A 15,509-nucleotide genomic window follows, 5' to 3' on the forward strand; every position below is an offset into this window, starting at 1 on the left:
TATCGCGTCGTATTCGCACCGCTCATCGCGGCCTTGCCAACCACAACATGCAGAAACGCGGCAATGTTTTCCCTACCGCTGCCCTTCGCGATTACCAAGGGGGTAGACCCTCTTTTCGCTTTTGTTTTCCAACAGGCTTTCCACAGGTTATTCACCATCGGAACCACAATATATTGTGTTTTGCAGTTCCAAGGGCGGATACATATAGTACTCGCGAAAGTGTTCGGGTGCAATCGAACAAGATGTGTTTTTCGGCACCAGAAAAGAACAGAATTAATTTCGACGTGTGGTCGATGAGCCGCTTGAAAGTTGTCAACGATGTAGGCTCGCGCGAGAACCGACTACGGCTGAAACGCGACTTGCAGGCGGTTGGGGCGCGACTTATGGGCAGTTGGGGCGCGACCGATCGAGTAAGCCGTACTTCACGCGGACGCGGGCGAGTTGGTCGAGCAGGGGGTTCGCCACGACCAGCAGCGTGAGGGCTGTGGCCGCCCCATGAATGGCGTTCACCGGCAAACCGGCGAGGTACACCACCGCGGCCAGCTCCGGCGTGGGGGCTGTGGAAAGATAGAAGAACGTGGACGTATCCAGAATGGGACCCACGAGCCCCACAATAAGCACGAACCCCACGGTTGCCAGCGCAATACGGCGCGGCCAGGAAAGGTTCGCTCGCGGGAACACACGGGCGTCGGCAAGCAGCCCTGCCACGAGCCCCGCCACTCCAAAGGCGAGCATCTGCCAGGGCGTCCAGGGCCCCTGGCCGAAGATGAAGTTGCTGGCAAGCGCCGCCACCGAACCCACGAGGAACCCGGTTTGGGGGCCGGCGGCGAGCCCTGCGATCATAATGACGGCGGCCATGGGCTTGAAATGCGGCACCCAGATGAACGCCGCGCGGGCCGCCACGGCGAGCGCCGTCAACACGGCCACCACGGCAATTTCGCGCGCCGTGGGACGTCGCCCTTCGAAGGAAACGAAGAAGGGCACGATAGCGTACAGCACGATGAGCGTACCGGAGAGGTAGTAGCCATTGCCGGGCACAGCCATACCCGCGACTGCGGTCAGCGGCGCGAGCACCAACGCCGCAAGAATCGTCAGGATCGTCTTGACTCGGGCGCGACGGCGCTCGCGGAAGGCCTCGGCGGAGCGGGCTCCTTCGGTCAGCTTCGGCATAGCTCCACCACCTCTTCCACCGTAACGGCGTTTTCGAAGAGCCCGCGGCTGATGCGATTAGCTGCCGTGGTGTAGAAGCTGTTCGACGCGAAGAACTGCCGGGGCGGATTGGCCGTCACCACGTCTCCATCGAAAAACAGGGCGCACCGATCGGCATAGCTGGCGCAGAATTCCACGTCATGGGACACCATGAGCACGGTCGTTCCCCGGCCGGTCAGGCTTCTCAGCAACGCAGCGAGCTTATCTTTGAAGAAAGCGTCGAGCCCCTTGGTCGGCTCATCGAGCAGCAACAGCCGCGGCTCGCAAAGCAGCACCTTGGCCAACGCCGCCCGCTGCACCTCGCCGCCGGACAGGTCGAAAGGATGGGCGTCGAGCAGCGGCGCAATGTCCGTCAGCACCGCCACTTCCCGCACCGCGGCCACGCGCTGCTCCGCCGTGAGGCCGCGACCATCCAGCATCTCTTCCAAATCTCCCCGAACAGTCTTCTTCACCATAAGGTTCAGCGGATCTTGCGGAAGCAGAGCCACTCCACCGCGGAACAGCTCGGCCTTCTTCCACTCCTTCAGCCGTCGCCCGAGCACGGTGATCTTCCCGCGATAGGGCCGCGCAACGCCGCAGATAGCGCGCAGCATCGTCGACTTCCCCGTGCCGTTGCCTCCCACCACGGCGAACAACGACCCTTCCGGCACAGTCAACGTCGTCCCCCGCAGCACATCGGCGCCATCGCGCTCGTAGCGAAACCAAACATCCCGCAGCTCCACCGCCACCCGCGCAGACGCCGAGTCGCAAGCCTCCCCCGCCGGAAGCGCCCACCGACGCGGCGGATGGACGGCTACCTCACGAGCCAACCAAGCCCGCCCCTCCCGCACCGTAAGAGGAACTTCAACCTGCAAAGCCACTCCCTCTTCAACTATGGAAGAGTAGGGCCGCCGCAGTGGGGAGGGGGTCCGCGCGCAGTTCATTGAAGTGCATACAGAAACGTCAGTGGCCCTCGAAGAGCCCTGCACTTCAATGCTGTCTGAGCACGGCGCCCCCTCCCCACTGCGGCGGCCCGGCCGATCGCACGGCGCCCCCTCCCCGTCGGCGCAGCCCGGTCGATCGCACGGCGCCCCTTCCCCACTGCGACGACCCAGCCGACCTTCCACACCCCAAGCGATCCGCGCCGCCGCCGGCAACGCCAGCGTCATGGGGCTGCCCGCACGATGCAGCTGCCCCGCAACAGCCCGCGGCTCCCCGTCGGCGGTGACGCGCCCCTCCTCCAGCACCACCACGCGATCGGCCAGCCCATACACCTCTTCCAGCCGATGCTCGCTCATAACCACCGTCGTCCCTAGCTCGCGGTTGATCCGGTGCACCGTAGCCAGAAAGTCGCTGGCGGCAATGGGATCCAGCTGACTCGTGGGCTCGTCCAGCACCAGTACATCAGGCCGGGCCGCCATGACCGACGCTAGGTTCAGCAGCTGCTTCTGGCCGCCCGAAAGCTCGCCCACGTTCTTATGGAACCAGTGCTGGATGCCGAAGTAGCTGGCCATCTCCGCCACGCGCAAGCGCATGGTGCGCTCGTCGCAGCCGAGGCTTTCCAAGACGAAGGCCAGCTCGTGCCACACTTTGTCGGTCACGATCTGCGCATCGGGGTCTTGCATGACGAATCCGATGCGGGCCACTTGCTCGCGCTCGGGCACGTCGGCGAGAGGCACGCCATCGAACAGCACCTGTCCGCTTTGGTGCCCATGGGGAGCGAGCGCCGACTTGAACTGGCGCAAGAGCGTTGTCTTCCCGCAGCCGCTCTGACCGCATACCAGCACAAAATGGCCCGGCTCGATGGCCACAAAAACATCGCGAAGGGCATCGCGGGGCGCCTCCGGGTAGCGAAACGTCAGCTCTTCGAAAGCGAATAACGCCACAACGCCCTCCCTCCGCAATTGATAACCGCAGGAATAGCCAGAAAAGCGCCATAGCAAACGGCCCCCATAAGCACAGCCGCTCCCGCAGAGGGCCACACGATCGTCGGAAAGTAGGTGATCGCGAACCCTCCCTGGGCGAACGCGGCCACTGCGCCAACCAACAGCACGCCCATCGCCACGACCAGCACCGTATCGCGCGCCTCCCAGCGGAAGAGCGCGAAATGAGTGCGCCCCGACAGCCCGAAGCCACGAGCCGTCATGGAATCGGCGGCCACCACGGCACTTTCTAAAGCGTCGGCCGACAGCGACAAGAGGACACTGCCCCCGTCGCGCACGCGCGCCGCCACGGAGGCGCCTTCCGCCGGGCCTTTCCCAATGCAAGCCCGTGCCGTCATGAGGGCGTCGGCTTTGCGGCGGTAACTTGGCACGAGGCGCAGCACCATGGTGAGCACCAGCGACAGCGCCGGAATAGCGCGGCCGAACAGGTAAGTAAACTTGTCCGAAGTCATGACCAGGTGAAAGGAGGCGAACCACAGCATCATGGCCACGAGCATAAGCCCCGTGGAGGCGCCCAAAGCCAGCGCTTCTAACGTGCAAGGACGGCCTCCCCACCAGCGGAGGAGCACCGTGGCGCCCTGCGTGTTGAACAGCGGCGCCGACAGCGTCACCACAAGCAGCACCGCCGTGAGTCCCGCGATGAAGCGCCAAGCCTCACGGCCACGAAACGTCAGATAACAGGCCGCCGCAAGAAGAACGGACATCACCTGACAAATGGGGTTCGCAAGCACCATGGAAAGCACGATAGCCCCCGCGAAGAAGCCGAGCGTCACCGCGGGATGCAGAGACGCAAAGGCGCAACGGCCTTGGTATGGCAGGGTGCTCATGGGCAACGCGGCTTCTCGGCGAGAACGTTACAGGACCGGCGCCACATCGAGGCCCGCAACGGTGGCGGCCAGCACCCCGGTGTAAGCCGGGGTCGCCTGACCGGCGGCGCGCAGGAACTGGACGCCAGCCGCGCGCAGCTCAAGGGCCGCGGGCATCATGGTGTCGGGGCTGTAGTAGGGGTTCTCGGTCGTGGGGCCCTGTTGCTTGGCGTCGCGCTGGAACACCTGCAGCGTGGCCATGAGACATAAATCCGCTCCGCGCGCCTCCAGTGTCTCGCGGGCCGCATCGGCCAAACCGCGCGCCTGATCAGGGGTGGCCAGCGTGGAGAAGCCGGCCACCGCCGCGCCGTATTCCGCCATCACTTCCACGGCCTCGCGCCAGGTGCCCCGGCCACTCGCCAAGCCGCCGTCACCCTGCACATCCACCGAAGCAATGATGGAGGCATCAGTCACCTTGCGCAGGCCCATGAGCGCACACTTCAGATCATCGGCCGTCGTGAACCCGTTCAAAAAGAACGCATCGAAGGTGCGGCCATCGAAGAATTGCGCCGCACGAGCGTACTGGTCGCGATTTTCCACAAGCGACGCCTTGGAGTCGGGATCCAGCGGCAGGCCGCAGGGAGCGATTTCCACGAGCGCATGCTGGGGCTTGAACTCCGCCATGACCGCAAGGGCCGCCTCGGCCAGCGCTTCGCCTTTGCCCTCGGCGCCAACGGCCACCAAGCGCGCCGGCGTGAAATCGGCCACGGGGGTGACCATACACTGCGGGCCGGCCACCGTTTCCATGCGGTAAGCTTCTTCGATGGTTTCCGGCTCCACCAAAAGCGCGAGCGCCTGATCGCACACCGACTCGATGCCGGCCCGACGCAGGGCCTCCTGAATCGGCGACGAAACGACGAGCATGTCCTTGCCAAAGCGCAGCGCGAGATCGGCCATGAGGAGTTCCTTTCCACGAATTTGCTGCCTTCCATGATACAAGATTGCTTGAGGGATAAACCTTTTTCGACATGAACCCCTTCCAAATGATCTTTTGCGACCGCCGTGCATCCTGCGTCCTAGAGGGTGACAAAATCAAACAACCAGGGGGTGACATTCTTATTCGTCCATAACACCGCCGTGCATCCTGCGCATCGTTTCGTGCATCCAGAAGGCGTTTTCCGATACCGAGGGCCCTGCATCAACAAAGGAAGATAAAAGGTTCGGAAAGGAGGGAGACGGACAATCTGAAACTTTCTTATTGAATGTGAAGAAAATTCTCAGAGGGCGAACGGGCTTCTGACGCAGGTAAACGGGCTCTGACAAGGGGTTATATGCTACTCACCGCCGAAATGATGCCGTTCTTCGTGGAAAATGAAGCACGTTATGGTGACCAAAACAAGTCTTGACCTATAATTCGTTTCAGCGATTTGGAAGTTCCCCTGCTTCCATCGCTCTGCTTCAATCCCCTTGAAAGCAGAATGCGGCACTCGATGCCGCTACCCCCTCCTCCGAGGCGGCGAGGCACCCCTCCTTGCCGCCTCACTTCTTTTTTTGGCGCTGCCCTTGAAACAAGCGCCGTGCTCGCGACGATGAGCAACCCGCCAACCCTGTTGGCACAAGCCGGTGGAACTGGATCGGAGTTCCACCGGCTTTTTTGTAGGCATCAGTTTTCTGCGTCTGCTGAATTCTGGAAATAGTTGCGAGTTTCGAGCAGCCGAACCGGGCAAATCTCACAGTGACCGCCCAAATCCGGAAGTAGATGAGAGTTTCGAGCATCATTTCGCACCGCACGCGCTGATTTTGTCCAAATCGCGCCCGAAACTCGCATCTATTTCCGAAGCTTCCCTCGTTACGCCCGAAACTCGCATCTATTTCCGAAGCCTTCCCTCGTTACGCCCGAAACTCGCATCTATTTCTGAAATTCTCCTTCGCTATGCTCGAAACTCACATCTATTTCTATCGAGAGGCAAAATCCGGCAAACATATCCTAAGCCGCAAACAAAATACGCCAGCTCTGCCACAAAGACATGAGCTGGCGCTCGGTTCAAACCTATCGACTCAGGCAGAGCCGCGGTCAAACTATTCCGTAGCATCCTCCGCATCAACCACGGCCACAGCCTCTTCAGCAGCCTCGGCGAGGTCGGCAGCCTCGGCAACTTCGGCACCCTCTTCGGCGTCATCTTCGTCGCGGTAGCGCTCGTCGATCTCGTCGTCGGTGTAGGCGACCGGCTCTTTCAGGGCCGCCATGAAGTTCGGGGCCTCGCCGATGTAGGCGGCCTCGGATTCGAAGGTATAAGCGCCCTCGTCATCGACCTCATACAGGTAGGCGATGGCGTAGCCCTCATCGGCACCCGGCACGCCGCCCTCAGCAATGAGCGCATCCTTCACGCCATCTTCGGTTTCAATGTAGCCGTCGTAGCAGAAGGCGTAGCAGTCGGCCCCGCGAGCACCGCGCACGTTCTTCTCGGCCGCCTCGAAGCACTCCTCGGCGGAATCGCCCGGATGCGACTCGATGAACAGGTTGTCCTTCACGACGAGCGTGGTGAAGGGAATGACGTCCTCCCCGCCCTCGATCTTCTCTTTGGCCTCGTCCAGGGCGAAGACGAGCACGCGCTCCAGCTCGTCGGGAATCTCCGGCACCTCGGTACTCGCGTTCTCAATGTTGCGATCGGCCACGGAGGGCCTCCTTTCCTTCAGGTTCACAGGCGGCGCAACCTCCTGCGCGTCGGCCTGCATCACGGGGCGCCTTCTTCGGCGCTTCGTTGCTTGCCCGTAGTGTAAAGCAACGACCTCGCAACTCAAGCCACAACACGGCGACAAACGGGCAGCGCGGGCAACCGCTTCGGTGAGGCTTCGCCCCTTGCCGCAGAGCAAGAACGAAGTTCGGCGGGGACAAACGGCGACCGGGGCGCGTCACTTTATCGTCAGACGCAGCACCCGTTTCAGCATAGCGACAATCCCCCGCTGTCCGTGGCGCAGAGAACTTGATGTGGGAAACTTTTCTCATTACAAACAAGGTCAGCAAACGGGCAGAGAAAGGCGCAAGCGGGCGCATATGCTGAAGCGGATGCGGACATACCTGGAAGTGATCTTCGCCATTTTCGCGCGGGATGTGAAACGGGTGCTGCGCAACCCTGTCGCGCTCGTCATCGCCTTGGGCATGATCGTCATGCCGTCGGCTTACGCCTGGTACGTGGTAGCAGCCAACTGGGATCCCTACAGCAACACGGCCGATATGCTGGTGGCCGTGGCCAACGAGGATGCGGGGGCCGACAGCCCTGAGACGGGGCATTTGGACGTGGGCGCACAGGTGGTGGCCCAGTTGCACGACAACCACGAGATGGGCTGGGAATTCACCGACGCCGAGGCGGCCATAAACGGCGTCTACGAGGGACGCTACTGGGCGGCACTCGTCATCCCGAAGGATTTCAGCGAAGACTTCGCCAGCGTGTTCACCGGCGACTTCACCCAGCCGACCATCGACTACTACGTGAACGAGAAGCCCTCCTCCATCGCGCCCAAGGTGACCGACGCGGCGGCCAACGCCGTTGAGGCGGCCGTCAACGAGAACTTCGTGAAGACGGTGTCGGAAAAGGTGGTGGAAGCGACCCAGAAGGTGGGGGCCGAGGCGGAAGAGAAGGCCGACGCCGCCGAGGGCAGCCTCACCGCCGGCGTTCGCAGCGCAAAAGAAACCGTCAGCGAAACCCGCGCGACCCTGGAAGGACTCGTCGGCACCGTGGACGACACACGGACGTCCGTCGCTCGCGCCGACGATACTCTGGCGGGGCTTCAAGACGATGTGCCGCATCTGCTGGAGGCCATCGGGCAATCGAAGGAACTGCTCGCGAAGGCGCGGAGCACCGTGAACGAGTACGGAACGGCGCTTTCCAAGAACGCCACCGACGGAGCGTTGCAATTGTCGAGCGCCGCTGCGCAGGCCCAGCGCGCCTTGGGCACTGTGAGCGGCGATGTCGCAGCGGCCGAGGCGGCCACCAATACGGCCCTCGCCACGGCCGAGGGGGCTGCTGGCCGACAACAAGACGCTCATCAGCGACCTCACCGCCCAGGCCGGAGCGGCCGGCGCTGATCCGGCCATCGCGCAAGCTCTCTCCGAAGCCCGGGCCGCCAACGAGCGGCTGACGACCACCACCGACGCCCTGCGCACGGCCTCAGACGACCTGGCTTCCACGGCCGACTCCCTGGAAACCGAGGCGAGCGCGCTGGATACGGCGGCGCAATCAGCCTCTGAAACTATTCGCGCCACCGCGGCCACCTTCCAGGACAGCGTGCTGCCAGACATCACGACCAGCCTGGATTCCCTGGTGGAAGCCTGCGGCACCTTGGAAGGGGCCCTGCGCGGGCTCACTCCCTCGCTCGCCGAGGCGCGGGCCATTTTGGGGCAGCTCGGCGACACGCTGACCTCTTCCGAGACCTCGCTTTCCACCACGTCCGATTCCCTGGGCACCATGGAGACGAACCTGGAGCAGTCGCTCACCGACCTGACCGCGCTGCAGAACTCCGCCACCGTGAAGGACTTGGCGGAATACCTGAAGGCCGACCCGGAGAAGATCGGCGCCTTCATGGCCGCGCCCGTGGCCCTGGACACGCAACTGGTGTATCCCGTGAAGAACTACGGCAGCGGTGTTGCCCCCTTCTTCACGAACCTGGCCCTGTGGGTGGCCGGCTTCATCCTCATGGCCATGGTGAAGCTGCGCGTCGATCCGGAGGGGCTGCCGAAGTTCACCGCCGTGCAGGCCTACTTCGGACGCTGGCTGTTCTACGTGGTGTGCGGGCTGGCCATGGGGCTCGTCTGCTGCGTGGGCGATTTGGCCCTCGGGATTCAGTGCGAAAGTCCGGCGGCCTTCATCGGCGCGGGGCTGCTCACGGTGTTCGTGGACGTGAACCTCATGTTCGCGCTGGCCTACGCATTTAGGCACATCGGGAAGGCCATCGCGGTCATTCTGCTCATCGTGCAGATTCCCGGCTCCTCGGGCATGTTCCCCATCGAGATGATGCCGGACTTTTTCCAGGTCATTCACCCGCTTCTGCCCTTCACCTATTCCATCGACGCCATGCGCGAGGCCATCGGCGGCTTTTACGCGATGGATTACCTGCACGACATGTTGCTGCTGGGACTTTTGTTCGTGCCCCTGGGGTTCGCCATCGGGCTGGGCATCGGGCGCTGCGATTTCAATTTGAACCTCATGTTCGACGAGAAGCTGGGAGCAACCGACCTGCTTCTGGCCGAGCCGGTCACGGCCAGCGCCAAAGCCGCGGGGCAGACGCCCGCCCGATACCGCACGCGCACGCTCGTCCGCGCGCTGCTGAACATCGACGCCTTCCGCCAGGCTCTCATCGCCCGAGCCGAGCGTTTCCACCGCGCCTACCCGGTGCTGCGGCGCATCGGCTGGGTGGCGCTCGTCGCGCAGCCGCTTGTCACCTTCGCCATTATGGTGCTGGTGCATGCCGATGTGGACACGCGGGTCATGATGCTCATGGCCATGGTGGTGGGGGTCATCGTGGTGGACACGTATCTCATCGTGATTTCATACCTGGACACCAACCTCGCGCACCAGCTTGCCCTGGCGAACCTGAGCACCGAGGAACTGCAGAAGCGCGCCAGCGGGCAAATCGGTGGTGATTCGGCGTGAGGGTGATTTGGGACATTTTCATCGGTGACGTGCGGAACCTGTTCCGGAACGTCATTGCCGCCATTGTGGTGATGGGGCTCGCGCTCGTGCCGCCCATGTACGCCTGGTTCACGACGCTCGGCTTCTGGGATCCCTACAGCAACACCGGCAACATCAAAGTGGCCGTGGCCTCGGAAGACGCCGGCTACACCTCCGACCTTATCCCGACGCCCATTAACGCCGGCGAGCAGATCATCGGCAAGCTGCGGGCCAACGACCAGTTCGCCTGGCAGTTCGTCAGCGCCGATGAGGCCGTGCACGGCGTGCGCTCGGGAGAGTATTACGCGGCGCTCGTCATCCCGAAGGAGTTCTCGCGCGACCTCATGACCGTGTTTACCGACGACATCACCGAACCGAGGATCATCTACTACGACAACGAGAAGGAGAACGCCATCGCCCAGCGTGTGACGGCCACCGGGGCGAGCACCCTGCAGGAGACCATCGACGAGACGTTCACGGAAACCGTGGCATCGGTGGCCCTGGGCACCACGAGCAGCCTCACTTCGTTCATGAGCGGGGACGGCATCCTCACCTACGCGCAAACCCTGGGGTCGCGCCTTGGCGAGGCCGTGGGCGAAGTAGGAGCGGCGGCCGATCAGGCTCAGGCCTACGCCGATCTCATGAGCTCCACCACCTCACTCGTGGATGCGACGGCAAGCATTCTAAAGGAGGCAGGGAAGGCACCGGATGCCACGGCACCTCTGGTGAGCGAAGCGCGCAACGGGCTGACGAGCGCTCAAGACGGCCTTTCCGCCGCAAGCACCGCAGCCGAGAAGACGCTCGCAGCCGCCGACGCCAGCTACGATGCTGTGGCCCGCGCCGCTGATGAGGCCTTCGCCACCATGAAGGACGATCCGGCGGCGGCCCAGGGCGTGCTAGCCGCTTGCCGTTCGGACGTGCAGGGCCTTGCGCAGGCCTACCAGACCATGCGCGACGCCCTGGCCGGCGCCGATCCGTCAAGCCCCGCCATTGGCGCCCTTGACCGCATCATCGCCCAGCTGGATACCCTGGAGGCGAACCTCGACACCGCCGAGAACGCCATTGGCGCGGACGCGGCATCCATCGACGAGAAGCACGCCAAGGTGACCGACAGCATCAACCAAGCGCGGGCAGCTCTGCGTGATTCGATGAGCACCTACAACGATCAGCTGAAGGGCGAGCTGGCCTCGCTGGCCGACAGCCTGCAGAAGGTGGGCACCGACACCCAAACTCTGGCCGGCTCGCTGAAGGACACGGCGGAAAGCCTGGGCGACAGCACCGATTCTCTGGCCGCAAACCTCGCCACCGCCGAGGCGTCGCTGCGCAAGACCGCCGAAACGCTGCGCACGGCAGAAAGCCAGCTCGCCCAGGCCCGCGACGACCTGCGGCACGCCCTGGACACCGGCGACATCGACGAGGTGCGCCGCATCATCGGCGACAACCCGGCCGCCATCGCCCAGTTCCTCGCCGCGCCGACGCACCTTGAGCGCCACGCGGTGTACCCCATGGCCGACAACGGCAGCGCCATGAGCCCCTTCTACACCTCCCTCGCGCTGTGGATCGGCGCCATCTTCATGGTGGCCCTCATGAGCGTGACCGTTTCCCCCGCGCGCCAGGCCGCCCTGACGAAGAAGTTCGGGCGCGCGCCGCGGCCGGGCGAGCTGTACCTCGGCCGCTACGGGGTGTTCTGCCTGATAGGCCTCGCCCAAGCGCTCATCGTGGGACTCGGCAACGTGTTCTTCCTCGGCGTGGAGTGCGAGCATTTCTGGCTGTATCTGGCAGCCTGTTGCTTGGCATCGGTGGTGTTCACGAACCTGGTGTACACGCTGACGGTGTCCTTTGGCAACATCGGCAAGGCGCTCGCCATCATCGGGCTCGTGCTGCAACTGGCCGGCGCCGGCGGCCTCATGCCGGTGCAGATGCTGTCGGCCCCGCTGTTCCAGGAGATTTACCCGTGGCTGCCCTTCGCCCATTCCATGCCTGCGCTGGAAGGGGCCATGGCCGGCATCTACGGCGACCAGTACCTCGTGCAGATGGGCCTGCTCGCGGCCATCTTGGCGCCGAGCCTCGTTCTCGGCCTCGTCCTGCGCCGCCCCGTCATTCGCCTGAACGACTGGGTGCTCGCCAAACTGGATGAGACGAAGTTTTTGTAGCGTCTGCTATGCCTTTACTTGACTGTCATTTGACTCAGAGAGCGGGTTTCGGCGCGCGAGCCAAGGCCTGTCGCTGCGGGATTTGTCGGTCGTGACAATTTCGGGCGTTCCCGTGCACGTTTCGCGACCTATATAGCATTTGGGAGAGGCGCATCAGAGCCAGAAACGCTATATAAATCGGAAAACGTGCAGATAGGATTCTCGGAACGCTATATAAATCGAAAAACGTGCGCCGAGGGGGGTGGTTTCTGTCACCAGCAGGCTACGGCAAGGGAAGTGGGCGCTCCCCTATCGAGTCAGGTCATAAATCCTCTTAAGATCCTCAACGATCAATTCGACGGGCTCGTCGATACCAATCTGCTTCAGTTGTTGAGACGTGATATCCGATGTATCGAAGAACTCCTTGATGTCAGCTTCAATGGGAAAAGAAACAGCTACGCGCGCTTCTGGGTCAACGTACTCCCAAAGTCTGAATACGTCGCGCAGGTGCTTTTTGAGATCCCGCGAGTCCACATCCCCCGCTTCACGGCTTCTTCGAACGAGATCAATTCGCGCCTTCATCTTGAACAGAATGAGCCATTCGGGGGCAAGTACCGAGATTCCATCGATGCTCTGCCGACCTTCTTTCAGGAGGTTGTAATAGTCGTCGTCGAGAAGTATGGCCGACAAGCTGCTAAGTCCTCCAGAAAGAGGAACGGGTACGATTCTCTGCCCCACATCAAGAGGCTCCTCCAGCGTGATTCTGGAGAAGAGCTCTATCTCTTTGGGAAAGCCGTCCTGCTGAGGATGCCTGAATCGATAGAAGCGCATCTCGCCGCGGCTCCCCCTTGACGCCTCGTATCCGCCATCTCGAACGAAACCTCAGAATGCCTCGCCAAAGCGCTCGAAACCGTCGGCGTCAACGACGACGACCAGATCGAGATCTTGCGTAGCCCGGAACTCGCCGCCGCGACTGCTCACCACGATCTGGCAGGCGGTGCCCCCGATGACTGTGTAGAACTCCTCGAAGCCGGCAAACGCTTCTCTGAATCTTCCCAACTGCGTCACGAGAATACTCCTTCCAGCATCTGAAAAACGGCTGCCTGCAAGCGTTCGTCCTCAACGTCTCTCAAAGTGAGCGCCACGGAAAGGGGATCGGCCTCGCCCCTCTTCCCCAAGATAGCGGGGTCATATATCCACCCTTGAAGATAGATCATACCCGACGAGTCCTCCACCCAAGAAGGATCGAGCGCTTTGAGCCCTCGCAGCGCCGACGAAGGCGCAGCTCGCGTCAGGATCGCACCCTCGGCAAGATCGCTGCGACGACTTACAAAGGTCTCGCCAGCCACCGCCGATCCAGGCGGTACTTCTTCTCGGAAAACGCACACCTCGTGCCTCGCCGGATTCTTCAAGAAGGGCTGCGCCGCCTCCCACAAGACCTTTCCTGCACAGCGGGGCCGCACCATGTTCGCACGACCGCACTTGGTCACGTCAACGAGACCGGCAGCCTCTAGCTGTCGAACGCCTCGGCTCGTCTTCATCGCATCGAATCCCAGGCGATCAGCTATAGTCATCTGCTGTTGCGGCGCGTCGTCGCCCTGGTAGATCAGATCCAGAAGAACCAGCTGGGCGGCCGGCGAAAGCTCCTGCACGGGCGCGGGCAGAGGAGTCGCCGCGCGGCGCTCCGCGAACACCGCTCCGAGCGCTGGGACGAACAACTGGCTTCCCGGAACGACGAAGGAGATGCCCTCCGACACGAGGGTGCGCCGCTGATAGGGGGTAACGGAGGGCAGCACGGCAATAGCGGGGAGCCCCGTCAGCTCTTCCAGCTCGCGTCTTTGTTTTTTGTAGGCGGCCAAGTTGAACGACCCGGCGTCGAACACGGCCGCCACGAAGGAGTGGCCCTCCACCAAGAGGACGAAGTGCTTGCAGCCTTTTCTCAGGTAGGCAGGGAGTTTTCGGCCCAGTTCGCCTGCCCGCGCCTGCAAACCAAGCGTATCGTCGAGGTAGGTCTCTATGTCCTGCGTCTTCGTTATCATCACTTTTATACTCTAACATTATTGAGTGATACTTTGCAACTATTGATGTTATGGTTGCTGGACATTGGCGATGAGCGATTTTAATCTTTCGGCGTCGTTTGCACCAGGAGGAAGGGCCACCGATGAACTGCGGGGCTCGTCGCCCGTGACAATTTCGGGCGCCCCCGTGCACGTTTTTCGAGTTATATAGCATCTAAGAGAGGCTCATCGGGGCCAGAATCGCTATATAAGTCAAAAAGCGTGCAGATCTGATTTTCCAAACGCTATATAAATCGAAAAAAGTGCGCCAGGAGGGTGTTTTCTGTCACCGACAGAAAACAGCGGGCGGGGCAAACGGGGCAGGCGAGATCAGTGGGGCAGCGGGGCTGGTGGGTCCAGCGGGGCCAGTGGGGCGAGGGCGCGGGGGAGGATGTTGTGGGCGCGGGCGATGGTCATGCCGTAGTTGGTGAGGGGGATCTGCTGGGCGCGGGCGCGCTGGATGCGGGAGGCCATGTCGCGGGCGTTCAAGGTGCAGCCGCCGCAGTGGACGATGGCGGCGTAGGGGGAAAGATCGTCGGGGAAATCGCGGCCGGAGGTGAAGGCGAACCGGGGGTCGGTGCCACTGATGGCGCGGATGAGCCGGGGCAGCTTCACCGTGCCGATGTCCTCGCAGGTACGGTGGTGGGTGCAACCCTCGGCGATGAGCACGGCGTCGTTGTCGGTCAGGCTTTCCAGGGCGCGCACCGCTTCCAGCTGGGCGGCCAGATCGCCCTTGTGGCGGGCCATAAGGATTGAAAACGAGGTAAGCGGCACCTCGGCTGGCAGCAAGGCATCTACCTCGGCGAAGACCTGGGAGTCGGTTACTACCAGACGCGGCGGCCGAGCGAGGGCGGCCAGCAGATCGGGCAGCCCTTCGACGCCGGTGGCGCAAGGGAAGGCGCCGGCTTCCAGCGCGTCGCGCATGACTTGCTGCTGGGGCAGGATGATGCGGCCCTTGGGGGCGGCGGAGTCCAGCGGGATGACGAGCACGACCACATCACCGGGCTCGAGCAAGTCGCCCACGAGCCGCCGCTCCCCCGCCGCGTCCGCAGCCAGGGTGGCGACGGCGCGCTTCAGGTCGCCCACTCCCTCCCCCGTCCGCGCCGACACGCGCACGCGGGCGGCCCGTACGGAAGCGCCGTCGTTTTCGGCGGAGGCCACGGCGTTGTAGCCGCCGCCTTCCAAGAGGGCTTTGCCATTCGAAGCGTCTGCCCCCAAGGACGGCGAAGACAACGACGGCTCTGCGGCGCCAACACGCCCGCTTTCCGCAAGCAGGTCGGCCTTGTTTTCGGCGATGACGTGGGGGATGCGGCGCGTTTGGAAGGTGGCGAGAAGGCGGTCGTCGAAGGAGGTCATGCCGCAGGTGGCGTCCATCACGAGCACGGCCACGTCGGCCTCGTTCAGGGCGGCTTCGGCTCGCTGGACGCGCAGGTCGCCCACGTCGCCGGCGTCGTCGATACCCGGGGTGTCAACAATGAGCACCGGGCCGGCCGGTGCCAGTTCCATGGCCTTGCGCACCGGGTCGGTGGTGGTGCCGGCGACATCGGACACTACGGAGACGGTCTGGCTCGTCAGCGCGTTCACCAGGCTGGACTTGCCGGCATTGCGCACACCGAAGAAGACGATGTGCGCGCGCTCGCCGGAAGGGGTATCGTTCAGGGACATGCAGGCTCCTTTCGTTGCCGGTTTGCCTCCGTAGGGGGCGACCTCGGTC

At 63.0% G+C, this 15,509-nt stretch carries 12 protein-coding genes; 3 read left to right on the forward strand and 9 right to left on the reverse strand.

Going from position 1 to position 15,509, the window contains the following annotated elements:
- Nucleotides 1-381 precede the first annotated feature (381 nt).
- From ACW4QM_RS02075 to ACW4QM_RS02095, 5 genes are all read right to left on the reverse strand, one after another.
- Nucleotides 382-1,170, reverse strand: coding sequence for an ECF transporter S component (locus tag ACW4QM_RS02075; protein ID WP_157011849.1), 789 nt, complete (start codon nt 1,168-1,170; stop codon nt 382-384).
- Nucleotides 1,158-3,074 (reverse strand): ABC transporter ATP-binding protein, encoded by a 1,917-nt coding sequence (locus ACW4QM_RS02080; RefSeq protein WP_455798152.1) that lies wholly within the window; start codon nt 3,072-3,074, stop codon nt 1,158-1,160. The genes ACW4QM_RS02075 and ACW4QM_RS02080 overlap by 13 nt, the downstream gene beginning before the upstream one ends.
- Nucleotides 3,047-3,958 (reverse strand): energy-coupling factor transporter transmembrane component T, encoded by a 912-nt coding sequence (locus ACW4QM_RS02085; protein WP_455798153.1) that lies wholly within the window; start codon nt 3,956-3,958, stop codon nt 3,047-3,049. The genes ACW4QM_RS02080 and ACW4QM_RS02085 overlap by 28 nt, the downstream gene beginning before the upstream one ends.
- Nucleotides 3,959-3,985: 27 nt before the next feature.
- Nucleotides 3,986-4,894 carry a homocysteine S-methyltransferase family protein gene (locus ACW4QM_RS02090; RefSeq protein ID WP_455798154.1) on the reverse strand — a complete coding sequence of 303 codons (909 nt, stop codon included), beginning with the start codon at nt 4,892-4,894 and terminating at the stop codon, nt 3,986-3,988.
- 1,122 nt (nt 4,895-6,016) lie between these two features.
- Nucleotides 6,017-6,613 carry a hypothetical protein gene (locus ACW4QM_RS02095; protein ID WP_455798155.1) on the reverse strand — a complete coding sequence of 199 codons (597 nt, stop codon included), beginning with the start codon at nt 6,611-6,613 and terminating at the stop codon, nt 6,017-6,019.
- A 379-nt stretch (nt 6,614-6,992) separates the two neighbouring features.
- Between ACW4QM_RS02095 and ACW4QM_RS02100 the strand changes: the two genes are divergently transcribed.
- Genes ACW4QM_RS02100 through ACW4QM_RS02110 form a run of 3 tightly spaced genes read left to right on the forward strand, consistent with a single transcriptional unit; the run spans nt 6,993 to nt 11,759 of the window.
- A complete protein-coding gene (locus tag ACW4QM_RS02100) occupies nt 6,993-8,024 on the forward strand; it encodes a YhgE/Pip domain-containing protein (RefSeq protein WP_455798156.1) in 1,032 nt (343 codons plus the stop codon).
- Entirely contained in the window at nt 7,906-9,588 is a 1,683-nt protein-coding gene (locus tag ACW4QM_RS02105; RefSeq protein WP_455798157.1) for a YhgE/Pip family protein, read from the forward strand. The genes ACW4QM_RS02100 and ACW4QM_RS02105 overlap by 119 nt, the downstream gene beginning before the upstream one ends.
- The gene (locus tag ACW4QM_RS02110; RefSeq protein ID WP_455798158.1) at nt 9,585-11,759 is read left to right on the forward strand and encodes a YhgE/Pip family protein; all 2,175 of its coding nucleotides are present in this window, start codon (nt 9,585-9,587) and stop codon (nt 11,757-11,759) included. Before ACW4QM_RS02105 ends, ACW4QM_RS02110 begins: the two co-directional genes overlap by 4 nt.
- Nucleotides 11,760-12,047: 288 nt before the next feature.
- Here the strand turns inward: ACW4QM_RS02110 and ACW4QM_RS02115 are convergent, their stop codons facing one another.
- From ACW4QM_RS02115 to hydF, 4 genes are all read right to left on the reverse strand, one after another.
- Nucleotides 12,048-12,569 (reverse strand): hypothetical protein, encoded by a 522-nt coding sequence (locus ACW4QM_RS02115; RefSeq protein WP_161128247.1) that lies wholly within the window; start codon nt 12,567-12,569, stop codon nt 12,048-12,050.
- Between the two features lie 51 nt (nt 12,570-12,620).
- A complete protein-coding gene (locus ACW4QM_RS02120; protein ID WP_455798159.1) occupies nt 12,621-12,806 on the reverse strand; it encodes a hypothetical protein in 186 nt (61 codons plus the stop codon).
- Nucleotides 12,803-13,777: a helix-turn-helix domain-containing protein gene (locus tag ACW4QM_RS02125; protein WP_237974559.1), complete on the reverse strand. Its 975-nt coding sequence runs from the start codon at nt 13,775-13,777 to the stop codon at nt 12,803-12,805. The genes ACW4QM_RS02120 and ACW4QM_RS02125 overlap by 4 nt, the downstream gene beginning before the upstream one ends.
- Nucleotides 13,778-14,125: 348 nt before the next feature.
- On the reverse strand, nt 14,126-15,460 hold the full coding sequence (gene hydF, locus ACW4QM_RS02130; RefSeq protein ID WP_161128250.1) for a [FeFe] hydrogenase H-cluster maturation GTPase HydF: 1,335 nt from the start codon (nt 15,458-15,460) through the stop codon (nt 14,126-14,128).
- Nucleotides 15,461-15,509: the final 49 nt, after the last annotated feature.

The organism is Adlercreutzia sp. CNCM I-6207, from assembly GCF_977072305.1.

Coding starts and splice junctions, on each gene's coding strand:
- ACW4QM_RS02075 (WP_157011849.1), bottom strand. CDS start 1,170: ATGCCGAAGCTGACCGAAGGAGCCCGCTCCGCCGAGGCCTTCCGCGAG.
- ACW4QM_RS02085 (WP_455798153.1), bottom strand. CDS start 3,958: ATGAGCACCCTGCCATACCAAGGCCGTTGCGCCTTTGCGTCTCTGCAT.
- ACW4QM_RS02090 (WP_455798154.1), bottom strand. CDS start 4,894: ATGGCCGATCTCGCGCTGCGCTTTGGCAAGGACATGCTCGTCGTTTCG.
- ACW4QM_RS02100 (WP_455798156.1), top strand. CDS start 6,993: ATGCTGAAGCGGATGCGGACATACCTGGAAGTGATCTTCGCCATTTTC.
- ACW4QM_RS02105 (WP_455798157.1), top strand. CDS start 7,906: ATGTCGCAGCGGCCGAGGCGGCCACCAATACGGCCCTCGCCACGGCCG.
- ACW4QM_RS02115 (WP_161128247.1), bottom strand. CDS start 12,569: ATGCGCTTCTATCGATTCAGGCATCCTCAGCAGGACGGCTTTCCCAAA.
- ACW4QM_RS02125 (WP_237974559.1), bottom strand. CDS start 13,777: ATGATAACGAAGACGCAGGACATAGAGACCTACCTCGACGATACGCTT.
- hydF (WP_161128250.1), bottom strand. CDS start 15,460: ATGTCCCTGAACGATACCCCTTCCGGCGAGCGCGCGCACATCGTCTTC.